Here is a 25,165-nt window from a genome sequence, read left to right as displayed (position 1 = left end):
TTCGGCGCAATGGTCATAGTAAATGCCACTCTCTATCGATGCAAATCCTGCTGTTAGCAGAAACGATTCAGACCGCTTTATTTAGTACAAAATGTTCGAAAAAAGTTAGTTAATGCCAAATTGATTAGCGGGTTAAGCACAAAACCTCACTGTTTCTTAAGTACCTCTAAGAATCTGCAGATGTTAGCGAACTGTGGGCATAAAAAAGTATTAGCAGGATGCGATAGTTATGCTTTTTTGTGCTTTAAATCAGTTGGTTATGACGGCGTAATCTGCCAATGAATTCCGCACTTGCCAAATACTGCTCGGGCACATTCACCGTGTGCTCACAAACACCTGTTATTCAGAAAAACGACCCTTTTGCTGAATAATTACGTGCTCAGTAGTTATAAAACAATGTAGGTTTTCGAGCCCACCGCTGCAGTTTTGGGAATATAGTGAGTAATGGTGTCGCCCGAAAATCGGGTGGGGCCTGCGGCGCGCTGAACAGCCAGCCAGCGGGGGTAATCCTTCCGAATAATGACAAAGTGCCCCCTCTTGAGTTCCCATGCGGCGGGCCGACTGTTGGAATCGCGCAAGTGCCGGTAGAGATAAGTTGGGGCGGCCAGTTCCATAATGCGAACCCTAACCGTGCCAGTTAGCGCCTGCTCAATGGTTGGTTTCAGTAACGGGGTGGCTTGTTTGGTTGGAAGGGTGCTTATCGGGACAAGTTTGCCGATTTGGAGAGGCCAGCGGTAAGAGCCACGTGAGTAGAAAGATGCGTAGAGCCATAGGGCAAGAGATAAGTGGCATTACAAGTAATGCTCCTTTTGCTCGTTGCACCCTTTTCCTGAACCGGACATTTTTAAACAATGTCCCACTACTGTCCGGCTTGGTTAGACCACCTCAGCTGAAGAAAGCTGTGGGCTTGCCGGCCGTTCCCCTGTCTGCGGAACGGCCGGACACTGGCTAGGAAAAAAGAAATACCGCCGATTGGAGCAACGCAGGGCTTAAAGCGATGACTACCGTCAAAAAAGGTTGCATAGTTTGCTGGCAGCCGTCCCAAAAGATAGTCGCGACTATGCCGTGTCCGTATAGCACCCAATTGAAATCGTTGATTTACTTGTTTATATGCATTGGTACGGTTGACGTCATTCAATTCGTCGACCTGTCTTATTAGCCCTTGAGTGGGCCGGCTAGTGGTGGCTGCTAGTGGTGGCTGCTAGTGGTGTCAATATTTTATATTCCTGACGCTGGGTATTCCACTCCCCAGCTTATCTCGCGCTCTGGCTATGCCCCATTCATTCTTTTCTGACGCCGACCCTGCGGTTCAGATGGCCGCCGAGCAAACCCGGCGCGAGCAGGCCGAAGCCTCTCTGGCCGAGGCCCGGGCCCACATTGCTGCCCTCAGGCAAGAACTCGCCACCACCGCCAGTAGCGCCCAGCGCTATCATGCCCAGCTCACCTCCTTCGTGCAGAACCTGCAAGCAGGCCTGGTGCTGGTGGACCAGGAAGGCCAGATTCAATTCGTCAATCAGCACTTTTGGGAGCTGTTCGGGCTGTCGCCGGTGGTCGGGCCGACGGACGGAGGACCGGCCATCTCGTTCGCGTCAATTGCCATCGATAACTTATGCCGGGCCCCCGCCGCCTTTGCGGCGCGGGCGCAGGAGCTGCATCAGGCGGGCGAAACAGTGCTTCGGGAAGAATTTGTGCTGGCCGACGGGCGAACGCTCGAGTTGGACTACCTGGTGCTGGATTCGATGCAGGCCGGCCGCCTGATTTGCTACCGCGACGTGACCGAGCGCCACCAGCGGGAGGCGCAGCTCAACATGCTGTCCTACATTCCGGAGCAAAATCCCAACCCCACTCTGCGCCTGTCGGCCACGGGCGACGTGCTCTATACCAATCCGGCGGCCGCGCCGCTGCTGCAAGCCTTGGCCGCCGCTGCGCCGGAAGACTTGCAACAAGGCCTGCTGGCGCTGGTGCAAGCGGCCTTGCTCACGCCCGAGCAGCACCAGCAGGAGCTGGCCGTGGCCGGCGAATACTACCTGTGTACAGCCGTGGCCGTGCCCGGGCAGCAATGCGTGACGCTGTACCTGACTAACATCACGGCGCGGCGGCAGGCCGAGGAGCAGCTGCGGGTGCAGCGGGCGTTCTACGACCGCGTGCTGGAGCAGGTGCCCACGGCCGTGGCCGTCTTCGATGCCCGGCACCGCTACCTGTTTCTGAACCCTATGGTAGAGCCCGATCCGGCCATCCGGGCCTGGATGCTGGGCAAGACCAGCGAGGAGGCGGGCGCGCATCGGCAGCGCCCGGTCACCATTCGGCGGCAGCGGGCAGCGGCTTTTGCTGAGGCCGTACGCGACCACCAGGCGGTGAGCTGGGAGGAGGCGAGCCTGGACCCTAACGGGCACATGAGGAACATGCTGATGCACTTCAGCCCCGTGCGCGGGGCCGACGGCGAGCTGCTGGTCATTAGCTCGGGCATCGATATTACGGACCGCAAGCAGGCCGAGGAAAAAATGGCCCGGCAGCAGGAGTTTTACGAATCCATCCTCAACCTGCTCCCCGTGGAAGTGGCCGTTTTCGATGCCAGCCACCACTACCTGTTCGTTAATCCGGCCTCCATTCCGGACCCGGCCATGCGCCAGCAAATCATCGGGCTCACCAACGCCGACTACTTCATGCTGAGCCAACCCAACGAGCTGGCCAGCCTGACCGAGCAGCGGGAACAGTATTTTGCCCTGGCCGTACGCTCCCGCACCGATGTGACTTGGGAGGAGATGCACACCGACCTCAACCACCGCCCGCAGCTGATGCTGCGCCACCTACGCCCTGTGTTTGCGGCCAATGGTGCGCTGCGCCTGCTGGTGCGGTCGGGCATCGACATTACGGCGCGCTACACGGCCGAAAAGCTGCAGCAGCAGGTGCAGGAAATGCAGCAGGTACAGCAAGCCTTTGTTCGCCAGATTGTGGATGCCCTGCCCAATATGCTCTACGTGGTGGCCACCGATGGCAGCATTTCCTTTGCCAACAGCGCCTATCGGGCCCTGAATGCCAATAGCCGGCACTGGGAAACGGGGGAGGCCGCCGACCCGCTGGTGCGGGAAGAGATGCACCAGCTAACGTACCTGAACGAGCAGGTGCTGGCCACTCGGCTGGCCCTGACAGTGGAGCTGCCCTTCACCATGGACTCCGGCGAAACCTTGCACTACCAGGTGCACAAGCGGCCGCTGCTGCGGGCCGATGGCCAGGTGGACGTGCTCACCATCAGCACCGATGTGACGGCCGTGAAGCGGACGCGGCAGGCGCTGGAACGCCGCGAGAAGCAGTACCACGACCTGGTGTACTACTCACAGGCCCTCATTTGTACGCACGACCTGCAAGGCCGGCTGCTCTCCGTGAACCCGGCCATTGAGGCGCTCATGGGCCAGCCGGCCGCGCAGCTGCTGGGCCACCACCTGCGCGAGGCCCTACCGCCGGAGCACCACGCCGGCCTGCAAGGCTACCTCGATGGGACCCTGGCGGCGCACCTGCAGAACCGCGTGATTCGGGTGCAAACCACCCGGGGCGAGCGGCGCTACCTGCAGTACTATTCCTATCAGGTCACGGAAGACGGCTACCCGCCCTACGTGGTGGCTTCGGGCTACGACGTGACGACCGGCGTGCTGGCCCAGCGTGCTTTGCAGCAGGCTAAGCAGGAAGCCGAAGAAAATACCCAGGCCAAAGAAGCCTTTCTGGCTCGCATGAGCCACGAAATCCGCACGCCCCTCAACGGCGTCCTGGGCATGGCCGCGATACTGCAAAAAACGGCCCTCGACGGGCCTCAGCGCGAATACCTGAACACCATGCAGCACGCCGGCCGGCACCTGCTGGCCTTGGTGAACGACGTGCTGGACATGGCCAAAATCACCGCCCGGCACCTGGAGCTCAACCACGCGCCCTTCGACCTGGCCGTGGCCCTGCAGGGAGCCGGGGAAGCCGTGGCTGCCCTAGCGGCGCAAAAGGGCCTGCAACTCGTGGTGGAGCCCCTGCGCACGGCCGCGCCCCGCGTGACCGGCGACGCCTATCGCCTGCACCAAATCCTGCTCAACCTGCTCTCGAACGCCATCAAGTTCACCGGGCATGGCCGCGTCCGGCTGGGGACCGACGTGCTCCAGGATACGCCCCGGGAGCTGGTGCTCCGGTTTTGGGTGGAGGACACCGGCATCGGCATCGCGCCCGAGGAGCAGGGGCACATTTTCGAAGCCTTCGCCCAGGCCAGCACCGAGACCAGCCGGCGCTTTGGGGGCACGGGCCTGGGCCTGGCTATTAGCCAGCAGCTGGTGGAGCAAATGGGCGGCACCCTGGGGCTGCGCAGCGAGCCTGGCCGGGGCACCACCTTTTCGTTCGAGCTGCGGCTGCCCCGCGCCGAGGCCGCCAGCGCGGCCCCGCTCGTCCCCCCGCTTAGCACCTGCTTCGAACGCCTGCGCGGGCTGCGGGTGCTGCTGGCCGAAGACAATGTCGTTAATCAGCAAATCGCCATCATCGTGCTCGAAAACTGGGGCGTGCAGGTGGTGGCCGTCAGCAATGGCCTCGATGCGCTGGCGCAGCTCCAGCAGCAGGAGTTCGACGCCGCCCTGCTTGATATCCGCATGCCCGGCCTGAGCGGAGTGGAAGTAACCGCCGCCATCCGGGCCAATGCTGACCCGCGCCGGGCCTTTCTGCCCATCATCGCCCTCACCGCCAACGCCTTCGAAGCCGACCGTTTGGGCTACCTGGCCGCCGGCATGAACGCCTGCCTTACCAAACCCTACGAGGAAGCCGACCTGGGCCGGCTGCTGCTGAAACTGATGCCGCAAGAATAATGTGCCGTTGCGCCCCGTCAGTTTTTTGGGAGGTCGATGCGGAGACGGGTTGGCGCGGTTCTACGGTCGCGCTATTGCCTGCCACCGGTACACTAACCTGATAACTGCTCTAAATAACGCCTTTCATAACAGTGTTAGCACGACGACAAAGGGCCTATTTCCGCAGCCAGCGCCGGGTGTTTCCTGTGGGGGCGTGCTATGTAAAGGACCTGCACAAGTAACCCCTTATTAGGATGAGTCACGCCCTCACAGAATTGAAAGCAGCCCTGCAACGGGCCGTCTGTGCCGAACCCGATTCCGCCTGGAAGGCGCGGCTCGCCTACGTCACCGGAGCCTACGGCGTAGAGATGCACGCCATCCGCCCCGGCTTTGCGCCACAGGTCTTCTCCACCCGCTACCTCCTGCCGATGACCGCCGAAGCATTTGCCGCGTGGCTGCAGGCCTGCTTAGCGGAGCTCGCCAACTTCGGGGACGACCCGTCCCAGGCCGCTAAGGCTGCACGCCGACGGAGCACGCGGCCCGATGCCGAAGCCGTTAGGCCGCCTCTGGTCATCCGCCCGGCCCGGCGACGGTAAACAAGCGATGGTGTGCCCGAAGGGTGGACCAAGCGCCGGGAGATATTTAGTGGCCGTCACCGCCCCGAAGGTGAAAATCGCAATACCCCGGTCTCGGCCACACTTAAGCCCTCAAATACCGGCCCCACGGTGCTCACCACCGGTTGAGCCGCCACGCCTGCTGGCGTGACGGCGTAGGCATAGAAACTATTATTGTTGAGGCCGTGGACCAGAATCCAGTAGTCGCGGCCGTTGGGCTGGCGAATGGCAGCCAAATGCTCAGTGGCCAGCGTGTTGCCCGGAAGCGGTAAGGGTTGGCTGCGCTGGCTCACATCGCCGAGGCCGTTGCGTAGGCGCAGGTCCACCACGGAATACCGCAAGCTGTTGTTCAGGGATTTTTCCTTGGCATCGGTCGTGAACAGGTACACCAGGTTCGGCTGGCCCGGTGCAAAAAGCGCCAGGGCTCCCTCACTGGCCGACTCGTTGCCCCCGAGTGGAAAGCTGTTGGGCATGGGCTGGTGCGTGCGGTCCCAGACCCGCTCTCCGTTAGAATACAACAGCCAAGCCCCGGTAGTGGAGTCGGCTAGGCTGGTACAGGCCTCAAACGAATCCATGACGCTGCTGGGCACCACCTGGGGCCAGTAGCGTCCGGGCAGAAACTGCAGCGCGCTGGCGGTGCCAAAGTACCATGCGTCGTATTAGCGCTGCGCGTACCCGAGGCGGGGGCCGGCCAGCAACCCCACCATCAGCAGCAGGAGCCGGCCCCAGTGCCGTGCGCCGTGACCGCACAAACGCCGCCGGGCCGACCAGCAGGAAACAGTAATTTCCGTGCGTTCCCGCCGGAGCAAACGGAGGCTGAAAATGGACCGTGAACGAGGGCGCATTGCTTACAGGAAATGCTTGATAATTTCGGGCGTGGGGCCTTTTGGGACCGCCCTACAGCAGCCCGAGCGGCAGCTTAACCAAACGATTTTTACGGCATTATCGGCAGCCGCGCAGTACGGAGGCGTACCGCTGCGCAAACGTAACCGGTCGGCGGTGCCCCGGCATATCAATCGGCGACAAGTTTAGACTTTAGCCATGACACCCAGCTTGGACATCCACCTCACCTTCATTTGATTACTGACCGATAAAAGGACATTAGCAGAAATGCTATTTAGCAGAATTCAACCCAAATCCTCGTTCTGCTTTTCGAACCGTTTTCTCAATCGAAAATCAAACCCTTAATTTTAGGCGCTTCGTGGAAAGGCCAGGGGTTAAAGCACCAGCTGGGATTCGTTATCAGAAGCAAATCCTATCCCTGAACGTCCCCCGATGAAACGCCTGCTGTTGTCCCTTTCTATACTACTCCTTAACCGCAGCGTTACGCATGCCCAATGGACCAGCACTGGCCCGGGCACCCAGTCCCTCTCTAGCATTGCCTTTTTCGATGCCGCTTATGGGTGGGCAAGTGGCTCGGCCGGCAGTCTCTACAAGACCACCGACGGGGGCACGACCTGGCAATACATCCCTAATTTTGCTACGCCGGGGCTGCTCAACCGGATTCGGTCGGTCGGTATTCCATCCCGGTACGAAGTCATGCTAATCTGGGAAACCCCGCTCAATCCCCAGCCCACGGCCACTTACTACAGTTCCAACTCTGGGACCGTGTTTGCCGCCCGGGAATATGGAACGTTGGCCTTGGTTAAAAGTTCGGTACAGAAGTTAATCCAAGCCCTAGCTTTTGGCAATTTCTAACCGGGCTACTGCTTGGTCGTCCCTATTTACAGTCTATCCGTCCTACTGTCGAAAACCGCTCCTGTAGCGTAGCACAGGCCGCCGGCCAAGCGGGGTCTTCCGGGTAAAGGGCGCTCCGCAGGTACGCCCACGTCAGCCATTGGACTACCGCGACGCGCTCCGGGTTCTCATCCGTGGTTTCCGTCACTAGGTAGCCGGAAATCCCGCCCAGCATGTGCTCGCCGCCAAACAGCGTGACGAGGCAATTGGCCCCCGGGCTCAGGGTATACGCGTCCGTGAACCACTCGGGCCCGCGCACGGTCAGGGGCGACTGGTCGGCATCGCCCGCCACGACCAGCGTCGGGGTTTTCAGGTCGGCATAGCTCTGGTTCAGATGCGGAAAATGCTCGACTGCGAACGGGCTAAGGCTCTCGCCGCCCTGGCCAGCAGCGCTGAGCAGCACCCCGGCTTTGATACGCGGGTCCGATAAGTCCTCGCGCACGCTCTCATCGGCACCCAATACGCGCGCGCCCAGCAGTACCCCGGCGGTTTGCGCGCCAAAGGAGTGGCCGGCTACGGCGATGCGGCTATGGTCCAGACGGCCGGTCAGTCCCGGCACCGCCGATTCCAGCACGTCCAGGTGGTCCAGAATACGTTTCATATCCGCCACGCGAAAGCGCCACATTCGCAGTTTTCGCGGGTCGGCTAAGTAAGCTTGAACGGCTTCCCCATGACTGGCCTTCGGCTTGGGTTGTAGCGTGCGGGAATCCAGAAAAGTGGGCTGAATCACGGCAAAGCCGTGCGCCGCCCAGAACTGGGCCAGGGGGGCATAGCCCTCCAGCGAAGAGCCAAAGCCGTGCGCCAAGATAATAAGGGGGAGCTGGCTCCCGATAACCGGCGCGGAAACGCGCACCTGCAAGTCCTCGCCCCGGTCCGGGGCGGCCAGAATAATCGGACTAACGGAGATGACCGCTGACGGAGCGCTGGTGAGGCTGTCAAAAGGGGAAGGGGTGGACGGGCGCATAGTCTTGTACTGAGTTAGGAGCGCAAAGGTCCGCCAGCTACCTGCTAGCTTTGTTACCAGTTACCTAAAGAATACCGGTGACCAATAGGAAATCATCTGCTTATGCATCCGCTAGCCCCTGCTCTCCCAGCTTGTAAATCCACGCATCGCGCCGTCTATGACACGCTCGATGTAATTGGCGGCAAGTGGAAACTGATTATTCTGGCGGTCCTGTTGGAGCGCACGTACCGCTTCAAGGAGTTGAGCCGAGAAATCGGTATTTCCCCGCGTATTCTCTCCAAGGAATTGCAGGAGTTAGAGCAACACCAACTGGTAACCCGTACCGTCTGTGCGACCCGTCCAGTTACGGTCGAATACGCGGCCACGCCCTACAGCCGGACCCTCCACCACGTGGTGGCCGCCATGCGCGAATGGGGGCTGGCGCATCACCAAACCATTGTGGGCAAGCCCCGGCCAAACACGGGCGGCGATTAGCAGGCGGAGAAATCTGTTACCCAAGATTCAAAGTAGGCGACCGGCCTGTTCAGTGAACCGTCCCTATAAATGAACAAGTGAGCTAACCATTTGCAGAACGGGCAACTGGCACCGAAAACAGCCGATTTGGTACAGAAAACTTGTTCAGCAATCAAAGTACAGTTAACCCTAGCTACGCGATGGAAAAACTGTACTTCAACTCCATGAATGGTCTTATGAACGCGTTAGAGGCAGGTTTTCTGCGGTTAGAGCGCACTATCAGTAGCGTAAACTGGGCGGTTGGTAAGCTTCCCAATTAACTTTTGGACCAAACTTTTAACCAAGGCCACTTCATGCGGCAGAGGCCCTAGCGCGGAAGAAGGGGCGGCGGCGGAAACTGGGCTTGTACCCAATCCCCAAAAAGCCACGCTAAGCCAAATATGGCGGCGGCACCTCCGATAATGATTGCTGCGACTACCCGGCTGTAGTGCGTCTGGTTCTGGGCCAGTTGCGGGAGCGCCTGGCGCAGCAGCTCGTTGCCGCGCAGGCTGGCCGCGTAGAGTGCCTGGCTAAGCGGGTCGGTCGGAATGAGAAGTGGCGGCGCTGGCCGGCGCTGCCGGCGACGGGGAACGTGCTTCATGCCGCGTGCGGGAGGGCGCGCCACTCGGACGCGGGGGCCTGACCATTATTCAGCAGTTGTACCAGGACGGTCACATCCTCGGGGGTGAGCATATACCGGCGCGGCCCTAGAAACCGGATTCCATCGAATAAATCCCGCGTCCCGCTGACAAAGCGCACCACGTAGACGTTTTCGTAATTGCCGGTGTAGGCGTAGTGGGTGAAAAGCGTCAGCGCCTGCGGGTCGATGTGGTATTCCTGGCAAATTTTGGTGGCCAGCGTTACCTGACACTGAATGAGGCCGGCCGTGCCGTTATCCAGTTCGGTTGCGACGGCCCATCCCTGGGCGGGGTGAACGACTAATTCGCAGCGGGTAGGCTGCTGCTTAACGTCATCGTAGAGGTGGAATGGCAGGACGTGGGTAACGCCGGCCAGCGTGGATAAGCTGTTCATTGGAAAGGCAATGGTAGGATGGGAATGGAATAGAATCAGGGGCGACGCACGAGCCAGCCCTGGCGCTGGAAGTTCTCGCGCAGCTCGTCGGCCGACGTGTCCTCTCCAAAAAATTGCAGCCACTCGGCGACGGTGGCCAGGTCGGGAGCCTCGGCCAAGAAATCATTCGGGGTGTCAAGCGCACTCGCCGCGGCTAAGCGCTGCTCCGGGTCAGGATAGCGTAGCAGCAGCTCGGCCATTTGGTAGAGCATGGCCAGGATGCCGGTGGACGCTTGCATTTGAGAAACGGATTACGCCTTGCGGCTGGTACTGCCGAAGGGCCGGCCGACGTGGGCGGCGGGTACTTCGATGGGGTTCTGCATCTGATGGTGGGCCAGCGTAAATACCGACTCCAGGCTAAGGCCGGTCAACTCCGCCAGGCGCTGCAATTCATCCAGGGACGCCGTTCCCGGCTTTTCCATCCGCAGGGCAATCGTGCGGGGGGCTACCTGCCACTGCTCAGACACAACCTTGCGGCTACCCAACGAATGAATCAGCTCGGCCAGCGTGGTACACTCGGTGGCGGTCGCGGTTTCGGGGCGTGGCAAGGGCTTTACCCGGACGGTTAGCGGTGCTTCGGCGGGCGGTGTCGGGGTGGGTTTCTTTGTCATGGCAGCAAAAGAACTAGGATAAATTGTCATTATTACGGCCGGCGGTGATTAATGACAAGCTCCAAGCGCCCCAAAAACTATTCGTAGAGCGTAGGAGCGGTGTACCTCAACAGTCCCCGGCCGTCCTGCTCGATAATACGGTCAAGGTATACGAGTACGTTACCCTGCCGGGCCTGGCGCTAATCGCTCCGCTGCCAAATCGTGTACAGTTGGGCGTAAGGGAAGTAATTTATCTGGTCAAAGCCACTGGTGAAGCCCTGCACCATTTCTTCTACCTGCTCCCGCTGCTCGTGGGAAACGTGGTTGTAGACCCAACGCAGGAAATCAGCTACATCGGCCGGCAAGTCGAAATAGGCGGCGGTTTGCGGCTCCGTATGGCTGCCCATGTACAGCAGCAGTTCCCAAAGGCGATAATGGTCTTTCTCCCGCTGCCAATATTCTACAATGTCCTTACGGCCATTGCCGACGATGGCCCCGCCAAAGCGCATTTGGCCGGGGTCGGCTTCGAGGGCCTTGCGGAAGCCGTAGTCGGTCGTCCAGTCCTTTTTAGGGGTACTTCTTCCAAAAGGGTAGATTTACACGCTAAGCCATCGGCTCACCAGGGGAGTGTTAGTTGCTTCTCCATGTCCTCGCGGCCCTGGAGACGGTGCCCTCCTGAACGCTACCGGCTACGCCACTGACACGGCACTGAGCGCCGCTACATGCTGCTCATGCTGCATTCCCCACGCTTTCAACACCTCAATGACTGGGTTGAGCGACTGCGCGTACGGCAGGGCCTGGTATTCGACCACCACGGGGGGACCGGGGTACACAGTGCGGGAGATGAGGTGCTGGGCTTCCAGCTCCTTGAGCTCCTTGGATAGCACCTTCGTCGAAATACCCGCCACGCTCCGCTCCAGCCCGCGAAAGTGCCGGGTGCCCGTGAGCAAGGCCACAATGAGGGGGAGCTTCCATTTGCTGTTAACCACCAGCGAGGCGTGGCGCAGGGCGCGCATGGTTTGGTCGCATTGCGCGGCTTGGGAAGTAGTCATGGAGGGAGAGAAAGGAAAAAAGAAAGAGACGCTATGCTAGGTGATTACCGCTTGGTAACCAGACTACCAATTGGTAATCGGCACTTGGGAAACGGCCCAAACAAACCGCTGCCTGATGGCTTGAGGTAATCAGCTTACTCAACAGCGAAGCACCCCTTTTTGATACTTTTTCACCATCCTCATCCATCAAATAACATGATTTTAGTCACAGGCGCAACCGGTCAATACGGTACGAAAGTCCTTGAACACCTTTTGCATAAAGGAATCGAAGCGCAACACATTTCCGCCCTGGTGCGGGATGCTGCGAAAGGCCAAACCCTCCAAGACCAGGGAATCGAACTACGCGTCGGCGATTACGCGGACGTTGACGCGCTGATACAGGCCTTTCAAGGGGTCGATACGCTCTTGCTGGTTTCCAGCAACGACAGAGGAGCCGTCGAAAACCGCACCGTGCACCACCTGAATGTCATCCACGCGGCCAAAGTAGCGCAGGTGAAGCACCTGGTATACACCTCCTTTGTCACTAAGCCGGCCTTTCAACACGCGGCCATCGCGGATTTCCTGACGTCGCATGCACAAACCGAGCAGGCCATCAAGGACAGCGGCCTTCCGTACACCATCCTCCAGCATGGTATTTACTTGGAGATGATTCCCATCTTTGCGGGCGGCCAAGTAGCCGAAACGGGCATCATCCTGTTTCCCGCCCAAGAAGGGAAAGCCAGCTGGGTGCTTCGGGCGGAACTGGCCGAAGCCGCAGCCCACGTATTGACCACGAAAGGGCATAAAAACCAGACGTACGTACTGGCTAATACCGAAGCGACTTCTTTTCAGGCGATTGCGAAGGACCTATCCGGCAGCCTGGGCAAGGACGTTCGCTATCAGTCCCCCCCAGTCGAAGAATTTCAAGCTATCCTACAGCAAGTCGGGGTGCCGGAGATGTACATCGGCATGTTCACGATGTGGGCGAGTGCGGTGGCGCAAGGCATGCTGGAGGTCGAGGATGCCACCTTAGCCACATTCCTGGGCCGGCAACCAACCACCACGGCGCAATTCATCAAGCAAGTTTATAATTAATCAGAAAGGCCGGGCAGGACACCATTTCTGCCCGGCCTTTCCAGTAAATCCGAAGGCTATTCGGTCGAGGAAACCAACTGTAAACTCCTTACAACCAATAGTTAATACCACAATAAACGATTAGGTGAGGACTTCTCCCTTAACCCCGCGCACCTTGACCCGCCGCCTGCTTCCCCATCTCGGCGGGCTGATGGCTTAGCGTGTAAATCCGCCCTTTTGGAAGAAGTACCCCTTTTAGTAGAGAGCATCAAAAAGTGTGGGGCAGTGGGGTTAAGCAGCCATTGCTAGGGGCTCCGCAGACAATGGCCGAAACCCGGGGTATTGCTGCCGGAAACAGTCTTCCCACTCTTCGTTGAGCACCTTCGTGCGGGCCTGCACCAGCAGGTGCGCCCCTTTTTTAGTCCACTGCATCTGCTGGCGCTTGACCATCCGTTTTGACAGCACCTGGTTCACCGCCGACTCGACAAAGCCCGTGGAGACGCGTTCGCCGTAGCGCTGGCGTTCCGAGTAGTCCACGATGAAGCCGCTGTTCTGCTCCACGTAGGTGTGAAAATCAGCAATGAGCCGCGCCAAGGGCTTCAACTTGCTGTATTTCCGGGCCATGAGCGGGTCCTCTTGGTGCACGGCCAGGGCGTCGTCCAGGTCCAGTATCTTGTCCAGGGCCCGCTCGGCGTTGCCGTGCCAGAGGTGCCATTTGATGCTGGTCAAGCCGTCTTGCAGCGCTTTGCTACCGGCCGCGTCGGCCTGGACGAAGCCCAGCGCATATTGCTGCAGCACCGTCAGGCGCATGGTCAGGTGAAACCAATCTAGGATGTGCGTGGACTCCGCACTCAGGTAACTGGTCAGCGACCGCAGAACCGCAGCGCCGTCCGTGAAAAATTCCACGGCCTGATTGGCCTGCAGCCCCTGCGAACGCAGCACCTCGAAGACCCGTCGGCGCGGCTTGGCATCCACTTCCTGCACGAAGCCGAAGCATTTGGCATCCCCTTGGGCGGGAATGCTCTTGCCCGCAATCACCTCGAAACAGCCTTTTTTATGCCAGTGCCGGACGTAGCCGCCGTCGAGGCCGACCACCAGCGGGCGGGGTGGGCACGGCAAGGCCTCGCGGTCGCGCTGGCAAATGCCGTGAAAAGAAGCCACTTCCTGCGGCAGCTGCCGTTCCTGCGCCTCGACCACGGCGTGCAGGTGCTGCTGAATGGTCGTGCCCGATAGTTTCGCACTCAGGGGCAGCACATCGTGGAGTAAATCAGCCGTTTTCTGGTACGGAATCAGACTGGCCCACTTGGTTTCCAGGTACAGCCGCTCCGGCGTCACGTGCTGCGGGAACAGGTGTTGGAGGGGGCTGAAAGTCTTAGGTCCCGCCTCGGTGGGCGGCAGATAGTAGCGCGGGCTATCGACCGAGACGTTCCCAAACAAGGTTTTCAGCTGAAGCGGGTAGCTGCCCTTCTTCCGCAAGCAGACGGGCTGCTGCGCTCGCAAATGCGTGGCCACCTGCTGCGCAATCATCGTTTGTTGAAGGCGTTGCAGCAGCTCTTTCGATTCGGCGAGCGTCAGGCCCACGCTGGCTAAGCTCAGCTCCTCCCGGCTCCAGGTGAACACGTCTTCGAGGGTAGGCGCGTCGCCTGCTGACGGACAGGCCACCAGTTGTAGTTTGAAGTTCATGGGGCTGGGGGTTAAGGATTACAGCAAGGCTTTCACTTTACGCACCGTGTTAATGGCCACGTCGCACAGCTTGGCCGTGTTACGGACGCTCAGGCCCGCGCGCAGCTGCCGGGCGACGGCGGCATACTTTTTCAGAAAGACGGCCTTTTCTTCCGTTGCGCCCACCGGGCGACCAATCGTGACCCCTTGCCGCCGCGCCTCGTCCATGCCGGAGAGAATGCGCTCGCGCAGGGTCTCGCGTTCCAGCCGGGCAAATTCGGCCAGCAGCGTGAACATGAACTGCGCCACTGGATTGCGTTTGCCGTTTTTGAGCGTTTCAATCCCGAAGTTTTGGACGTAAATGCTGATGCCCAGCTGCGTCAGTTCTTCGACGATTTGCAGGACTTCCACCGTGGAGCGGCCCAGGCGCGAGACTTCGCTCACCAATACTTTCTGGATGGCGCCCCGGCGGCTCAGCTCCAGCAATTGCTGGATGCCCTCCCGGTCCTGATTTCGCTTAGCTCCGCTAATCTTCTCCGCAATCTCGGCCACGACCTGCACCGCCTGGCTCTGGGCCACGGCGCGCAGGTCTTCCACCTGCCGCTGGTAGTCCTGCTCCTACTTGGAGACGCGCACGAAAATGACGGCCTGTTGCATGGCGCAAAGCTACCTAGGCTGTATCAACTAAACCATCTGGTTTTTCTGATACAGATTTCAGGATTTCAAATCCGCGAAGAAATAGTCGTAGCTGCCCTGCGAACACAGAAAATCAGGATTACCCTTAAGTTGATACACTTTCGCTAGTTTCTGGTTGACTTGGCCCTTGTCGAAGTGCTCCGGGCGGAAGGTCCAGAACCAGGTCGGCACGTCGTCGTCCCTGATGTCCTCGCCAGCTAGTACGCGGTCACGGGCTTCGTAGGCCCAGCCAAACTGGTCGAGTGTCCGCTGATTATAGCCCTCGGGGCCGCCGACTTCCTCGGATGGGCAGGCCCGGCGGCCACTCACGCATACCGGGTGGTTCACCAGCGTGGTTGGAGGCAGCACTTTTTCCAGCCGCACCTGATGGAGCCAGTAATCGCCGAAGTCGTAGGTATAGGTAAACTTGTCGTTGACCCGCCAGGGGAAATCGCCCAGGTGAACCCGGCGGGCATCGTCGGCAAAGTAGATGCCGCCGGCGTAGGGCATCCCATACTCTTTGCCCCAGAGCTTGAAGCTGTGCAGGTGCCAGTTGTCCCAGCCCATCACCACCTGGAAGACGTGATGCAGTTCGGCCAGCGTCGTATCGCCCTTCACGAGCACGCGCCGGCAAATCTGCGGGCTGATTCCCAGCAGATGAATCTTGAGCTGGTAGACCGCCGCCAGCCGGTCAGTATCGGATATGATAGCAGCTGCTGGTTGGGGCATGGCGTTCACCGACAGAAAGACACTTTCAAGTTACGCCAGAAAGTGATTATCCCCCATTGCCCCACACTTTTTGATGCTCTCCAATGATGTCGGGGTGGGGCGGCAGCTCGGTGATGAGCGTGAGGATTTCCTTCTTGCGCGCCGCCGGGCGGGCCGGCTGGCCCAGGGCCTGCGCCAGCATGTCGAAGGCGGCATCGCCAATCTGCCCGAAGTTGTGGTAGTTGCCCGTTACGGTATCGACCAGCGAGTATTGAAGCAGCAGCGCAAACCACTGCTTGAAGGCCGTTTCGGACTTGAATTCCTGGTTGACGGCCTGCTGCAGCTTGCCCAGGTCGAGCATGGTTTCGTTGACGTCGAAAATCAGCAGCTTGGGGCGGTCGAGCGAAGGAGTCATGGCGGAGAGGGAAAGGGGCAGAGCCGCGGCGGCCGTGGCCAGGACGAGCGAGGATAATACAAAGCGACGGGTAACCATCCGCCTGCTTACGCAACGGCCCGGCCCACGACTGGCCCGCTTTTGCTTTTTTATCGCAATACATCCACTTGTCGGCCCGCCGACATTCAAGTAGCCCCGGTCCGGAATTTGGGAGAGCATTAAAAAGGTGGGGCAGTCGGGTTAAGCGGTGGTCGGAAGGAATTCTACTAGCCTTGAACAAGAGCCTGATGACCACGATTGCGCCACACTTTTTGATGCTCTTCAACCCCCTGGCCGCAAGGCGGCTGCGTCAGAACGCGGCTTTACGTGCTAAAGGTGCCGGGCCGGCCAAAACTGCTTTACCTGGATGCCCCCCCGCTCGGCGACCACGAGCAGCTACCGGAAGGGCCGCCTGTTTTGCAAATCATTGTTGAGCAGGTCTTTGAATGAGTAGTGTGTAAATCTGCCTTTCCTCAATGAGAACCTGCTTAAACTAACCGGTTTTAGCGAAGTCTTACCCCCAGGAAGGCAACCCAGCAAAGTTGTTGCTCAAAGCAACCTGAATACTTTTCTACTCATCTGGCTGCCTTTGCATTGGTTGGTTAATGATTTTTTTAGCACAAAACGGGCGGCGGAGCCGCCGCGCAAACCGCCCCAAACGGTAAACGCTCACGACCGCAGAAATTTGGTGCGCCCTACCAAGCGCTTCTTTAATCCAGATTACTTACCAGCAATCACTTGCTGTCAGCTACATATCGGCTTCCAGTTAATTTTCTTTTTTTCACCCATGGAATATCGCTCGCAGATTTTCGCTTTCGTATTTGGCGCCTTTGCCGCCCTAACCGCACCGCCTGCGCAGGCTCAGGTTAGCATCAGCGCCCAGTTTGGCCACCCGGCCTGGGGGCCAGTGGCCCCGGCCGGTGCCCAGTATTACTATGTGCCAGAAATTGATGGATACTACAACTTAGCCGCCCACAACTATATGGTGCAGCGCAACGGCCGCTGGGTAACGATGGCCACGGTGCCTGGCTACACAACGACCAACTTTCACCCGGTGGTAGTAAGCTACCGCGGCCTCACGCCGTGGGCACAGTACCGCGCTCACCACGCGCGCTACTACCGCCCGGTAGTGGTACAACAGCCCCGCCCCGTCATAGTAGAGCACGTCAACCGTCGGGGCCGCTTGGTTGCGCGCCGGGTGCGCTAGTGCGGTTTCAACAAGAGCATCAAAAAGTGTGGAGCATTCGCGGTCACCAATCTTTTGGCCGCTATCAGCGCAACTACTGTCGCTAACCACTTATCCAACTGCCCCACGCTTTTTGATGCTCTCACCTGTTAGGTATAATGCTATATCGCCTCGTAAAGACCAATAATCGCAAACTCATTTCGACACGAATAACCTCATTTTGGACACAGCCCAATTTCATAAACTGCTGCCCATTGCATTTCATAATTAAATGAAAACGAAAATGATTAACATCCAAGGGGGAAAAAAGATATTTTTTACTGTTTTTACAATTCTCTTGTCTTTAGATGGTTTTGCGCAAAAACCAGTCGGTTTGAGTGGAGATTGGGTATTACAGAAAGACTTTTCAGATGAATTTAATAATGGAATAAATACTGCAAATTGGACTCAAAGCTCTGATGATTTTGGACCATGGTCTTGGGATTCTAAAAACTCAGTTGCAAATAATGGAAACTTAGAACTGACTCTAGATTGGGATAAGCACCTAAAAAATGGTGAACAGTTATACTTTACCTCCGGTATTATAAGAAGTAAAAAAGATATAAAGTACGGCTATTTTGAAATTAGGATGAAAGGCGCCGCAGAACATCCTGGTGTTTGTCCTGCCTTTTGGACTTACAGCATAGGACAGCCTACAAAAATCATTAACGGAGAACGTGTAAAATATAATGAAATTGATTTTCCTGAAATGGAACAGCGTCCAAACAATGTAAACCTTATAGATTGGAACGTCATTAGAGCAGACGATTCTTCCCCGCAAGTGCGAAAATCTGTGAGAAAAACAACAGGTGGTAATTCAGGAGTTGGCTTTGACCCTAGAAGTGCATTCCATATTTATGGCTGTTTGTGGGAGCATGATAGCATAAAATTCTATATAGATGGCAAATTAGTTGCAACGGCAGACCCTTCTGAAGCTTTATTTCAACAACACCAACAAAGACTGGTTATTTCACTAGGCTTGCGTGCACCATATTTAAAGTATGTAAATGGCAAGCGTGTAGCAGTTGCTGCAAACAATAGGCCTTCTGGTTTTCCTACAACAATGCAAGTAGATTACGTACGAACTTGGAAAAGAAAGAGTGATGCTTTAGTTTCAGAGCCTGAAAATAATTAATTTTAGAACTTGCGGATTCTACTAAACGAAGAATCACAGTACCTAAAAACCTAGAATATATATTTTAATTACAAATTTTTCAAAAATGAACAACATCAACAAAGTAGCATCAATCTTATTGCTTCTAATCACGACCCCTGTAGCAGCTCAAGAGCGACTCACTGCAGATGAAAGCAGGTTCTACACCAACAAAATTCCTGATAAGGTAACCGAAATAATGCTGTCAGGGAAAAACGATGGTAGAGACAGCAACGCATTGAACTTTAAAATCGCTTCTTTATCAAATGCTAGTGGTGGAATCATTCATATTAAGAAGGGAGAATACTTTTTAATTAATGTACAACTGCGCTCTAATGTTCAAATCAAAATCGATAAAGATGTTCTGATTATGCCTTATTTTGATAAAAACGCTAAAAAATTGGGCAATACTATCTTTGAAATAGGAAAAGAATTCCCAGTAGAAAATGTTGCCATTACAAATTCTGACGAGGATAATGAAAACCAAACGACTTGGTTTACAGTGAATTTTCCAAAAGGGGATTATCGTATGAAATTGATTACTGCGTGCAATGTCCACAACTTTAAGTTTTCAGGTTTTAAAATCACCGATTCTTACACTCCTTTTTCTGCTATTGCTTTGAATTTACCAGATAGTAACAATCGTGATGAAGTGCCATTTCAAGGAATCATTAAAAACGTTTTTTTAACCAATAGCCATGTGGGATATGGTGTGATTCAAATACAAGCTGGCAGGTCTATTTTGTGTAAGAATCTTGAAGGAATTGGCGGTGTGACGATGCGTGTAGAAACAGGTAGTGGCGAAACTGGGACAGAAAACGTAATAACTGTGGACGACATTGTGGGTAGAAATATCAAGGTTAAAAATGGTGATGCAGCTTTTAATATTTCGCCTCACCGCATAAATCAAGGAAGAGTTGATGTTGAGGGAATTACAGCTATTAACTCTACTTTCGCGGTGCAATTAGCTGCTGGATTTAAAGATAGGAAAGAGGGCGGGGTCGACAATTATGGTACTTTCGATAGCCGTTCTTATGTTGGTGATATTACAGTTACCGGTGGGGAAGGAGCCCAGGTAAAATCCAAGGATTTCATTTATCTTGACTGTAAAACACGTGAAGGAATGCAAGCCAAACATCAGAATCCTGACTTCGAAAGCACACCTGGTCCTTCAATTGGTGTTATTAGAACAAATGCAACCTCTGCCAGTGGTTGTGCAAAAGGAAGCAATGGTGGTTGCTATGATATCAAAATTGGAAAAATCACCAAAACAAACGCAGACTTTGTAACACCGGGAAATTACACCTATCCAACTATGGCAGTAAATGATTGTGTTAAAACTAAAGTAGAAAGACATGCAAATGGTGTAAAAAAACCATCCATTACTAAGCAGAGAAAACATACTGTCAGGTAATCAGGGATTTTTATTGACGAGCAGGGAATTTATATCGTAGAAATTTTTGTTCAGAGCCTGTTAAAATTTGCGAGTAAGATGTCGAATGCTAGGCAAATGGACGGTTGCTTCGGTAGCGGCCGTCTCGCGTTCGGCATCACGGCTCAAGCGCCAGCTCCATTGCAGGACACCATGGCCTTGGTTAAAAGTTTGGTACAAAGGTTAAACGAGCGGCCACTCGGTGGGCGTGTCAACGCGTCCTGCTGCGCGCAGAAAGGAGCCAGAAAGGTGCACCTTGCCGGCCCCCATCAACAGGGAGCTGTTATGCGAGTAGAAAGGGGGCCGGAAAGTGGAGCCATTTACGTATCCTGCTGGCCCCACCTTGTTGACCTGTTTGGCTCGCTGGAGAAATTGCTATCGCTCAAACTTCAGAGGGAGCTTGACTTCTCCGGGAAACCACGTAAAACCCCGCTCATTTGATGTAGGGGTAGTATTCGTGGTCAAATGGAAGCCGATTGTCAGCCCGTCGTTTAACCTTTGTACCAAACTTTTAACCAAGGCCAACGTTCAACCGCTTGGTTTATCACCCCGGCATCCAGTTGAGCCTACTGGTGGGCGATAATGGAACGGCCCGCATCGCGTTCAACCGGTATGCGCCGTGGCAGAATACGCCGAGCGGTACCCAGGCACACCTGCGGGCGGGCGACTGCCCCACGGAGCAAGTGTGCTACGTCGTCGGCGATGGGGGGACTATTCGACGCAGCAATGCCGCCTTAAATGGCTTTGTCGGCCAAAACAGTGGCACTTCCGTGCGCCTCAACGGCGTTTCGTTCGTCGATGCGTCCATTGGCTGCGTTGTGGGGCAGAGCGGGACGGTGCTTCGCACCACGAACGGTGGTACGACGTGGACCCGCATCAGCGTCCCGACGACAGTGAACCTCAACGATGTGTGGATGATAAACGCAGCCGTCGGCATCACCGTCGGCGAGCTGGGCACGGTTCTGCTGACAACCGACGGGGGGCTGACGTGGCAGGCTGAAACGACCAATACGTTCGAAACCCTGTATTCGCTCACCGCCACCGCCGACGGCACCAGCATCTGGGCGGCCGGCGACGGGGGCACGGTCCTCAAGCGTGGCCCCGTGGTGCTGGCCACTCGGCCATCCGCTTTTGGCCAACCATGGCAAGCCTATCCCAACCCATTCGCCCAGGTCCTGACCGTGACCCTGCCCCGGATTACGGCGCACCGCTGGAAAGTAAGCATACGGGATGCGGCGGGACGGCCAGTATACCAAGAGGCCATAACCGACCCGGCCGGGCAATTGCGCACGCTCTCGTTGCCTGCTTCGATGCCGGCCGGCACCTATCTTCTCCAACTCACGGCTGACAATCAACGCACCGAAACGAAGAGAATTGTAAAAATGCCCTAATTGCGACAGGCTTCTTTTGCTATTTAAACCGTTTCCCTGAACGCAGGATTTCCCGCTCAACCGTGCTGCCGGTGGCGACTTGTCCCTTAAGGGCTCCCGGAGGGCATTTAGCGACTTCCGCCTACGGGCCTGGGCTCCTGCGTTGGTCGGGGGCTACCGGGCGTTTGGGCCGACGGCTGCATGGGGTTGGGCGCGGCGGGTAGCCGCTGTTCGAACAGCTCGAAGCGGGAAGCGGCCGGCTGGCGGGGGAAGGCGTTGTTGCTCACATCCGTATCGGTCGTTTGCTGGAAGGGGTCCAGCACGAAGCTCACCACGGGCTGCTGGGTCACGATGATTTTGGTGACCTGCGCGTTGTTCTTGCGCCAGATTTCGGCCGGAATGGTCTGTACTTCCTTCGTGTTGTCGGCGTAGGTGAGCTGTAGAATCACGGGCATTACCAGGCCGCCCACGTTGCGCAAGGCCAGCTCGTAGAAGTACTGCGGCCCGCCCAGGCGCTTCTGCTGCTCGGGCGAGAGCGCGGCCAGATAGGCTTGGTAGCGTTGCTGGTCGGCGGGTGTCACGGCCAGTGGGTCGAACGCATTGTAGAAGTCCTTGAGCTCGGGCTTCTCCTCCACCAGGGTCTTGGCGATGTCCTGGGCGTTGCGCTGGGTAGAAACAGAAGGCGCGGCGGCGGCCAGGGCCCGCTGCTGGCGGGCCTTTTCCACGACGGGGTTGCCCGTGGCCGGCTGGTAAGCCTTCACCGACTCCAGGCTGATGTCGCAGCGGTCGGTGGTGTAGAACCAGCCGCGCCAGAACCAGTCCAGGTCCACGGCCGAGGCGTCCTCAATCGTGCGGAAAAAGTCGGCGGGGGCGGGGTGCTTGTAGGCCCAGCGCTGGGCGTAGGTCTTGAACGCGTGGTCGAAGAGCTCACGGCCCATCACCGTTTCGCGCAGGATGTTGAGGGCCGTGGCGGGCTTGGCGTAGGCATTGGGGCCGAACTGCAGCACCGACTCCGAGTTGGTCATAATCGGGGTTTGCAGGCTTTTGTCGGTGCGCATGTACTCCACGATGCTGGCGGGCTCGCCGATGCGGGAAGGGAAGTTGCGCTCCCACTCCTGCTCGGCGAGGTACTGCAGGAAGCTGTTCAGGCCCTCGTCCATCCAGCTCCACTGCCGCTCGTCGGAGTTCACCATCATGGGGAAGAAGTTGTGGCCCACTTCGTGGATAATCACCCCAATCATGCCGTATTTGGTCCGGGCCGAGTAGGTGCCGTCCTTCTCGGGCCGGCCGCCGTTGAAGCACAGCATGGGGTACTCCATGCCGCCGATGGGGCCGTGCACCGAAATGGCCACCAGGTATTGATACGGGATGGTGCGCCGGGAATACGACCGGATGGTGTGGGCCACGACTTCGGTCGAGTACTTGCCCCACAGTGGGTTGCCTTCCCTGGGATAGTAGCTCATGCACAGCACCGGCTGGCCGTCCTGCTTGATTTGCATGGCGTCCCAAATGAACTTGCGCGAGCTGACCCAGGCGAAGTCGCGCACGTTTTTGGCCACGTAGGTCCAGGTTTTGGTGGCCGTGGCGCGGCTGCCCTCGTTCTGCACGGCCTCGTCCGGCGTGATGATTAGCACGGGCTTGGTGGCCGTTTTGGCGGCGGCCAGGCGCTTTAGCTGCGTGGCGCTGAGCACCTGCGCGGCGTTCTGGAGCACACCGGTGGCGCCCACCACGTGGTCAGCCGGCGCGGTAATGCTCACCCGGTAGTCACCGAAGGGCAGCGCGAACTCGCCGCTGCCCAGAAACTGCTTGTGCTGCCAGCCCTGGTTGTCGGAGTACACGGCCATGCGCGGGTACCACTGGGCAATCTCGTACAGGTAGTTTTTGTCCTCGGGAAAATATTCGTAGCCGTTGCGGCGGGGCCGCGTGCCGTTCACGTTGTAGTGCCACTGCACGTTGAAGGCGAACGCCTGCCCGGGGCGCAGCGGCGTGGGCAGGTCGATGCGCATCATGGTGTAGTTGGTCACCGTATGCAGGGCCTTACCGTCCCTGCCCGTCACGCGCTCCACTTTGAATCCGCCGTCGAACTCCGGCAGCAGGGTTTCCAGCGCGGCAAAAGTCATTCGGTCCTGCAGCTGGCTGACTTCCGTGGCGGCCGTTATCGAGTTTTTGGCCAGCACGTTCTGGTCGAGCTGCACCCACAGGTAAGGCAGCGTGTCCGGCGACTGGTTGGTGTAGGTAACGGTTTCGCGGCCCGTAATGGCCTGTTTGGCATCGTCGAGGGTTACGTGGATGTCGTAGTCGGCACGCTGCTGCCAGTACGCCGGTCCCGGCGCGCCGCTGGCCGTGCGGTACGTGTTGGGCGTGGGCAGTAGCGTTTCGAGCTGCGCGAACTTGTCGGTGCCCGAGTTGGTGGTTTGGGCCGCCGCGAGCCGGGGTCCTGCCAAGGCCAGCAGCCCGCACAAGGCGGTGGGAAGGCAGGTGCGGAGAAGACGGAAGGGAATTCGCATCCGGAAAGATAGGCCGATGGGGTCCGTATTCCGCCACGCCGATGCACAATCAGCCCCTCCTTTTACTGAACCGGCATTTAGTCGGGGAAATGCACGGCGTATTGTTGCTCTATCTGGGCAACTTCTTCGGGCGTCAGCAGCGCAAACTCTTTTTCGCGGGCCCGTTTCGAGAGGATGCCCTGGTTCTGCTCCAGAAAACGAATCAAGGTGGCCACCAGCTTGTCGGGCATCTGGAACCCTTCGTCCAGCCACGCTTTCAGCGCATCGTAGCGCTGCAGGTAGGCCACTTCCTGAGGAATGGTCTTCTCCAGGGTGTAGGCCACGCAGTCAAACAGGAATTCGGCCGGGGCCGTGGCGTCAAAATAGCGGTAGTAGTCACTCGTATCGGCCAATACCTCCACGTTGTGGTCGGCGGTCTTCCGCCAGGGAATGAGCTCGAGCACCGGGTGCGAATAGCCCTCCAAAACCTGCCGGTACGCGGGCAGGCGCTCCAGGATGGCGGCTGAGACTGGAAAGATGATGCCCGGGGGCGTGAACCCCAGCCGGGCCAGCAGGTGGTGAATCAGGTAGCGGTGCACCCGCCCGTTGCCGTCGACGAAGGGGTGGACGGAGACAAAGCCAAAGGCGATGGCGGCGGCGCTCAGCACGGGGGGGTAGCCCGCAGTTTCCAGGTGGGCCGCCGCGTCGAGTAACCCGCTCATCAGGCTCTCCAGGTCCTGCCACCGGGCCGAGACGTGGTCTGGAATCGGGTCGCCCGTCTGGCGGTCGTGCTCCCCGACAAAGCCGCCCTCGGTGCGGTAGCCCAGGCGCACAAAGCGGCTGTTTTCAATGACGAGCTGCTGCAAGCGCAGCAGTTCTTCACGGCTCAGCGGCTGCTGCCCGGCCTGGCCGATGGCGTGGCCCCAGCGCAGGGCCCGGGTGGGCGGCGGTTGCTCGCCTTCGATGGTGAACGAGGCCTTGGAGTCTTTCAGCAGCAAAAAGGCCGAGGTCCGGACCAGCACGTCGGCGTGCAGCCCGCGCAGCACGTGCTGGGCCCGGCCCGCCAGGTCGCGGGTCAGGTATTGCTCCAGCGTCGCGGTTTTGTGCACCAACGGGCAGAAGCCGGCCACGCCCGGCAGGTTGTTGCGCAGGCGCTGCCGGCTGACGGGCGGGGCCGTCGCCGCGGCGTACTGCAGCTGCTCGTTGACCACCGGCACGTAGTTGCCCTGCGTCAGGTCGGGCAGGTCCAGGCGGCAGGCCAGCAGCCATTCGTAGAGGAACCACACCGTCCGGGCGTAGCGGCTCTGCGGGGCGTGCCGCACCCACTCCTCTACGGTGGCGGCCGGCAGCTGCGCGAACAGCTTTTTGAAGAAGAGCAGGTCCAGTCCTTCGTATTTGAGGGCAAAAACCAGGTGGGCCCAGAGGGTGTCGGCGGGCTGGTGGCGCGGCGTGAAGACGCGCCACCCGGCCACGCGGTACTGCCGGCGCTTGGCGCTGATTAGGGCCAGGTCGCGCGGCAGCGGAACGGCCAGCTGCAGGGCTTCGATTACGGCCCCGTAGCCCACCAAGGTACCCGACTCGGGCGCCGTGCGGCCGTGAAAAACAGTTATGGACCGTGAAAAAGACGTAGGACTCATCGAAGT

General features: G+C 58.0%; 22 protein-coding genes and 1 pseudogene. 9 read left to right on the top strand and 14 right to left on the bottom strand.

Features of this window, described 5'->3' with window-relative positions; all coding sequences use genetic code 11:
• The first annotated feature begins 1,271 nt into the window (after positions 1–1,271).
• Both HBN54_RS22000 and HBN54_RS21995 read left to right on the top strand, forming a co-directional pair.
• Positions 1,272–4,826 carry a PAS domain S-box protein gene (locus HBN54_RS22000; RefSeq protein WP_168675397.1) on the top strand — a complete coding sequence of 1,185 codons (3,555 nt, stop codon included), beginning with the start codon at positions 1,272–1,274 and terminating at the stop codon, positions 4,824–4,826.
• Positions 4,827–5,059: 233 nt separating this feature from the next.
• Positions 5,060–5,401, top strand: coding sequence for a hypothetical protein (locus HBN54_RS21995; RefSeq protein WP_168675396.1), 342 nt, complete (start codon positions 5,060–5,062; stop codon positions 5,399–5,401).
• A gap of 56 nt (positions 5,402–5,457) precedes the next feature.
• On the opposite strand, the gene HBN54_RS21990 is transcribed toward HBN54_RS21995, so the two are convergent.
• The gene (locus tag HBN54_RS21990) at positions 5,458–5,892 is read right to left on the bottom strand and encodes a hypothetical protein (protein ID WP_168675395.1); all 435 of its coding nucleotides are present in this window, start codon (positions 5,890–5,892) and stop codon (positions 5,458–5,460) included.
• 802 nt (positions 5,893–6,694) lie between these two features.
• Here HBN54_RS21990 and HBN54_RS21985 point away from each other — a divergent pair.
• The gene (locus HBN54_RS21985; RefSeq protein WP_168675394.1) at positions 6,695–7,117 is read left to right on the top strand and encodes a WD40/YVTN/BNR-like repeat-containing protein; all 423 of its coding nucleotides are present in this window, start codon (positions 6,695–6,697) and stop codon (positions 7,115–7,117) included.
• Between the two features lie 22 nt (positions 7,118–7,139).
• Here HBN54_RS21985 and HBN54_RS21980 read toward each other — a convergent pair whose 3' ends face one another.
• Positions 7,140–8,120 (bottom strand): alpha/beta hydrolase family protein, encoded by a 981-nt coding sequence (locus HBN54_RS21980; RefSeq protein ID WP_168675393.1) that lies wholly within the window; start codon positions 8,118–8,120, stop codon positions 7,140–7,142.
• Positions 8,121–8,222: 102 nt separating this feature from the next.
• On the opposite strand from HBN54_RS21980, the gene HBN54_RS21975 reads away from it, so the two are divergent.
• A complete protein-coding gene (locus HBN54_RS21975) occupies positions 8,223–8,594 on the top strand; it encodes a winged helix-turn-helix transcriptional regulator (protein WP_168675392.1) in 372 nt (123 codons plus the stop codon).
• A gap of 346 nt (positions 8,595–8,940) precedes the next feature.
• Here HBN54_RS21975 and HBN54_RS21970 read toward each other — a convergent pair whose 3' ends face one another.
• From HBN54_RS21970 to HBN54_RS21945, 6 genes are all read right to left on the bottom strand, one after another.
• Complete coding sequence (locus HBN54_RS21970; RefSeq protein WP_168675391.1) at positions 8,941–9,213, bottom strand: hypothetical protein; 273 nt, start codon at positions 9,211–9,213, stop codon at positions 8,941–8,943.
• Positions 9,210–9,644 carry a hypothetical protein gene (locus tag HBN54_RS21965; protein ID WP_168675390.1) on the bottom strand — a complete coding sequence of 145 codons (435 nt, stop codon included), beginning with the start codon at positions 9,642–9,644 and terminating at the stop codon, positions 9,210–9,212. Before HBN54_RS21965 ends, HBN54_RS21970 begins: the two co-directional genes overlap by 4 nt.
• A 35-nt stretch (positions 9,645–9,679) precedes the next feature.
• A complete protein-coding gene (locus HBN54_RS21960; RefSeq protein ID WP_168675389.1) occupies positions 9,680–9,922 on the bottom strand; it encodes a hypothetical protein in 243 nt (80 codons plus the stop codon).
• 12 nt (positions 9,923–9,934) lie between these two features.
• Positions 9,935–10,294, bottom strand: coding sequence for a hypothetical protein (locus tag HBN54_RS21955; RefSeq protein WP_168675388.1), 360 nt, complete (start codon positions 10,292–10,294; stop codon positions 9,935–9,937).
• 179 nt (positions 10,295–10,473) lie between these two features.
• Positions 10,474–10,782, bottom strand: a complete 309-nt coding sequence (locus tag HBN54_RS21950) for a hypothetical protein (protein WP_168675387.1) — start codon at positions 10,780–10,782, stop codon at positions 10,474–10,476.
• A gap of 180 nt (positions 10,783–10,962) precedes the next feature.
• Positions 10,963–11,325 carry a winged helix-turn-helix transcriptional regulator gene (locus HBN54_RS21945; protein WP_168675386.1) on the bottom strand — a complete coding sequence of 121 codons (363 nt, stop codon included), beginning with the start codon at positions 11,323–11,325 and terminating at the stop codon, positions 10,963–10,965.
• A gap of 195 nt (positions 11,326–11,520) precedes the next feature.
• Here HBN54_RS21945 and HBN54_RS21940 point away from each other — a divergent pair, with 195 nt between their 5' ends.
• Positions 11,521–12,399 carry an NmrA family NAD(P)-binding protein gene (locus tag HBN54_RS21940; RefSeq protein WP_168675385.1) on the top strand — a complete coding sequence of 293 codons (879 nt, stop codon included), beginning with the start codon at positions 11,521–11,523 and terminating at the stop codon, positions 12,397–12,399.
• Between the two features lie 270 nt (positions 12,400–12,669).
• On the opposite strand, the gene HBN54_RS21935 is transcribed toward HBN54_RS21940, so the two are convergent.
• The 4 genes and pseudogenes from HBN54_RS21935 to HBN54_RS21920 form a co-directional block, all read right to left on the bottom strand.
• Positions 12,670–14,061, bottom strand: a complete 1,392-nt coding sequence (locus HBN54_RS21935; protein WP_168675384.1) for an ISKra4 family transposase — start codon at positions 14,059–14,061, stop codon at positions 12,670–12,672.
• Between the two features lie 18 nt (positions 14,062–14,079).
• A pseudogene (locus HBN54_RS21930) lies at positions 14,080–14,643 on the bottom strand (recombinase family protein); the annotation flags it as partial.
• Between the two features lie 111 nt (positions 14,644–14,754).
• Positions 14,755–15,444 (bottom strand): plasmid pRiA4b ORF-3 family protein, encoded by a 690-nt coding sequence (locus HBN54_RS21925; protein ID WP_168675382.1) that lies wholly within the window; start codon positions 15,442–15,444, stop codon positions 14,755–14,757.
• 46 nt (positions 15,445–15,490) lie between these two features.
• The gene (locus HBN54_RS21920) at positions 15,491–15,838 is read right to left on the bottom strand and encodes an HAD family hydrolase (protein WP_168675381.1); all 348 of its coding nucleotides are present in this window, start codon (positions 15,836–15,838) and stop codon (positions 15,491–15,493) included.
• An 805-nt stretch (positions 15,839–16,643) separates the two neighbouring features.
• On the opposite strand from HBN54_RS21920, the gene HBN54_RS21915 reads away from it, so the two are divergent.
• From HBN54_RS21915 to HBN54_RS21900, 4 genes are all read left to right on the top strand, one after another.
• Entirely contained in the window at positions 16,644–17,063 is a 420-nt protein-coding gene (locus tag HBN54_RS21915; RefSeq protein ID WP_168675380.1) for a hypothetical protein, read from the top strand.
• 250 nt (positions 17,064–17,313) lie between these two features.
• Entirely contained in the window at positions 17,314–18,216 is a 903-nt protein-coding gene (locus HBN54_RS21910; RefSeq protein WP_168675379.1) for a family 16 glycosylhydrolase, read from the top strand.
• 85 nt (positions 18,217–18,301) lie between these two features.
• The gene (locus tag HBN54_RS21905; protein WP_168675378.1) at positions 18,302–19,648 is read left to right on the top strand and encodes a hypothetical protein; all 1,347 of its coding nucleotides are present in this window, start codon (positions 18,302–18,304) and stop codon (positions 19,646–19,648) included.
• Positions 19,649–20,202: 554 nt separating this feature from the next.
• Entirely contained in the window at positions 20,203–21,057 is an 855-nt protein-coding gene (locus tag HBN54_RS21900) for a YCF48-related protein (protein ID WP_168675377.1), read from the top strand.
• A 107-nt stretch (positions 21,058–21,164) separates the two neighbouring features.
• On the opposite strand, the gene HBN54_RS21895 is transcribed toward HBN54_RS21900, so the two are convergent.
• Positions 21,165–23,543 (bottom strand): M1 family metallopeptidase, encoded by a 2,379-nt coding sequence (locus HBN54_RS21895; RefSeq protein WP_168675376.1) that lies wholly within the window; start codon positions 23,541–23,543, stop codon positions 21,165–21,167.
• Positions 23,544–23,620: 77 nt separating this feature from the next.
• Positions 23,621–25,159 (bottom strand): Fic family protein, encoded by a 1,539-nt coding sequence (locus tag HBN54_RS21890; RefSeq protein ID WP_168675375.1) that lies wholly within the window; start codon positions 25,157–25,159, stop codon positions 23,621–23,623.
• Positions 25,160–25,165: the final 6 nt, after the last annotated feature.

The organism is Hymenobacter artigasi (assembly GCF_012275535.1).
In the GTDB taxonomy this organism is placed as follows: Bacteria; Bacteroidota; Bacteroidia; order Cytophagales; family Hymenobacteraceae; genus Hymenobacter; species Hymenobacter artigasi.
The sequence above is the reverse complement of the archived record's forward strand: the minus strand, read 5'-3'. Positions and strand labels throughout refer to the sequence as shown.

Coding starts and splice junctions, on each gene's coding strand:
- HBN54_RS21895 (WP_168675376.1), bottom strand. CDS start 23,543: ATGCGAATTCCCTTCCGTCTTCTCCGCACCTGCCTTCCCACCGCCTTG.
- HBN54_RS21955 (WP_168675388.1), bottom strand. CDS start 10,294: ATGACAAAGAAACCCACCCCGACACCGCCCGCCGAAGCACCGCTAACC.
- HBN54_RS21945 (WP_168675386.1), bottom strand. CDS start 11,325: ATGACTACTTCCCAAGCCGCGCAATGCGACCAAACCATGCGCGCCCTG.
- HBN54_RS21960 (WP_168675389.1), bottom strand. CDS start 9,922: ATGCAAGCGTCCACCGGCATCCTGGCCATGCTCTACCAAATGGCCGAG.
- HBN54_RS21940 (WP_168675385.1), top strand. CDS start 11,521: ATGATTTTAGTCACAGGCGCAACCGGTCAATACGGTACGAAAGTCCTT.
- HBN54_RS21995 (WP_168675396.1), top strand. CDS start 5,060: ATGAGTCACGCCCTCACAGAATTGAAAGCAGCCCTGCAACGGGCCGTC.
- HBN54_RS21950 (WP_168675387.1), bottom strand. CDS start 10,782: ATGCGCTTTGGCGGGGCCATCGTCGGCAATGGCCGTAAGGACATTGTA.
- HBN54_RS21925 (WP_168675382.1), bottom strand. CDS start 15,444: ATGCCCCAACCAGCAGCTGCTATCATATCCGATACTGACCGGCTGGCG.
- HBN54_RS21910 (WP_168675379.1), top strand. CDS start 17,314: ATGAAAACGAAAATGATTAACATCCAAGGGGGAAAAAAGATATTTTTT.
- HBN54_RS21990 (WP_168675395.1), bottom strand. CDS start 5,892: ATGCCCAACAGCTTTCCACTCGGGGGCAACGAGTCGGCCAGTGAGGGA.
- HBN54_RS21920 (WP_168675381.1), bottom strand. CDS start 15,838: ATGACTCCTTCGCTCGACCGCCCCAAGCTGCTGATTTTCGACGTCAAC.
- HBN54_RS21965 (WP_168675390.1), bottom strand. CDS start 9,644: ATGAACAGCTTATCCACGCTGGCCGGCGTTACCCACGTCCTGCCATTC.
- HBN54_RS21905 (WP_168675378.1), top strand. CDS start 18,302: ATGAACAACATCAACAAAGTAGCATCAATCTTATTGCTTCTAATCACG.
- HBN54_RS21980 (WP_168675393.1), bottom strand. CDS start 8,120: ATGCGCCCGTCCACCCCTTCCCCTTTTGACAGCCTCACCAGCGCTCCG.
- HBN54_RS21985 (WP_168675394.1), top strand. CDS start 6,695: ATGAAACGCCTGCTGTTGTCCCTTTCTATACTACTCCTTAACCGCAGC.
- HBN54_RS21975 (WP_168675392.1), top strand. CDS start 8,223: ATGCATCCGCTAGCCCCTGCTCTCCCAGCTTGTAAATCCACGCATCGC.
- HBN54_RS21915 (WP_168675380.1), top strand. CDS start 16,644: ATGGAATATCGCTCGCAGATTTTCGCTTTCGTATTTGGCGCCTTTGCC.
- HBN54_RS22000 (WP_168675397.1), top strand. CDS start 1,272: ATGCCCCATTCATTCTTTTCTGACGCCGACCCTGCGGTTCAGATGGCC.
- HBN54_RS21970 (WP_168675391.1), bottom strand. CDS start 9,213: ATGAAGCACGTTCCCCGTCGCCGGCAGCGCCGGCCAGCGCCGCCACTT.
- HBN54_RS21935 (WP_168675384.1), bottom strand. CDS start 14,061: ATGAACTTCAAACTACAACTGGTGGCCTGTCCGTCAGCAGGCGACGCG.
- HBN54_RS21890 (WP_168675375.1), bottom strand. CDS start 25,159: ATGAGTCCTACGTCTTTTTCACGGTCCATAACTGTTTTTCACGGCCGC.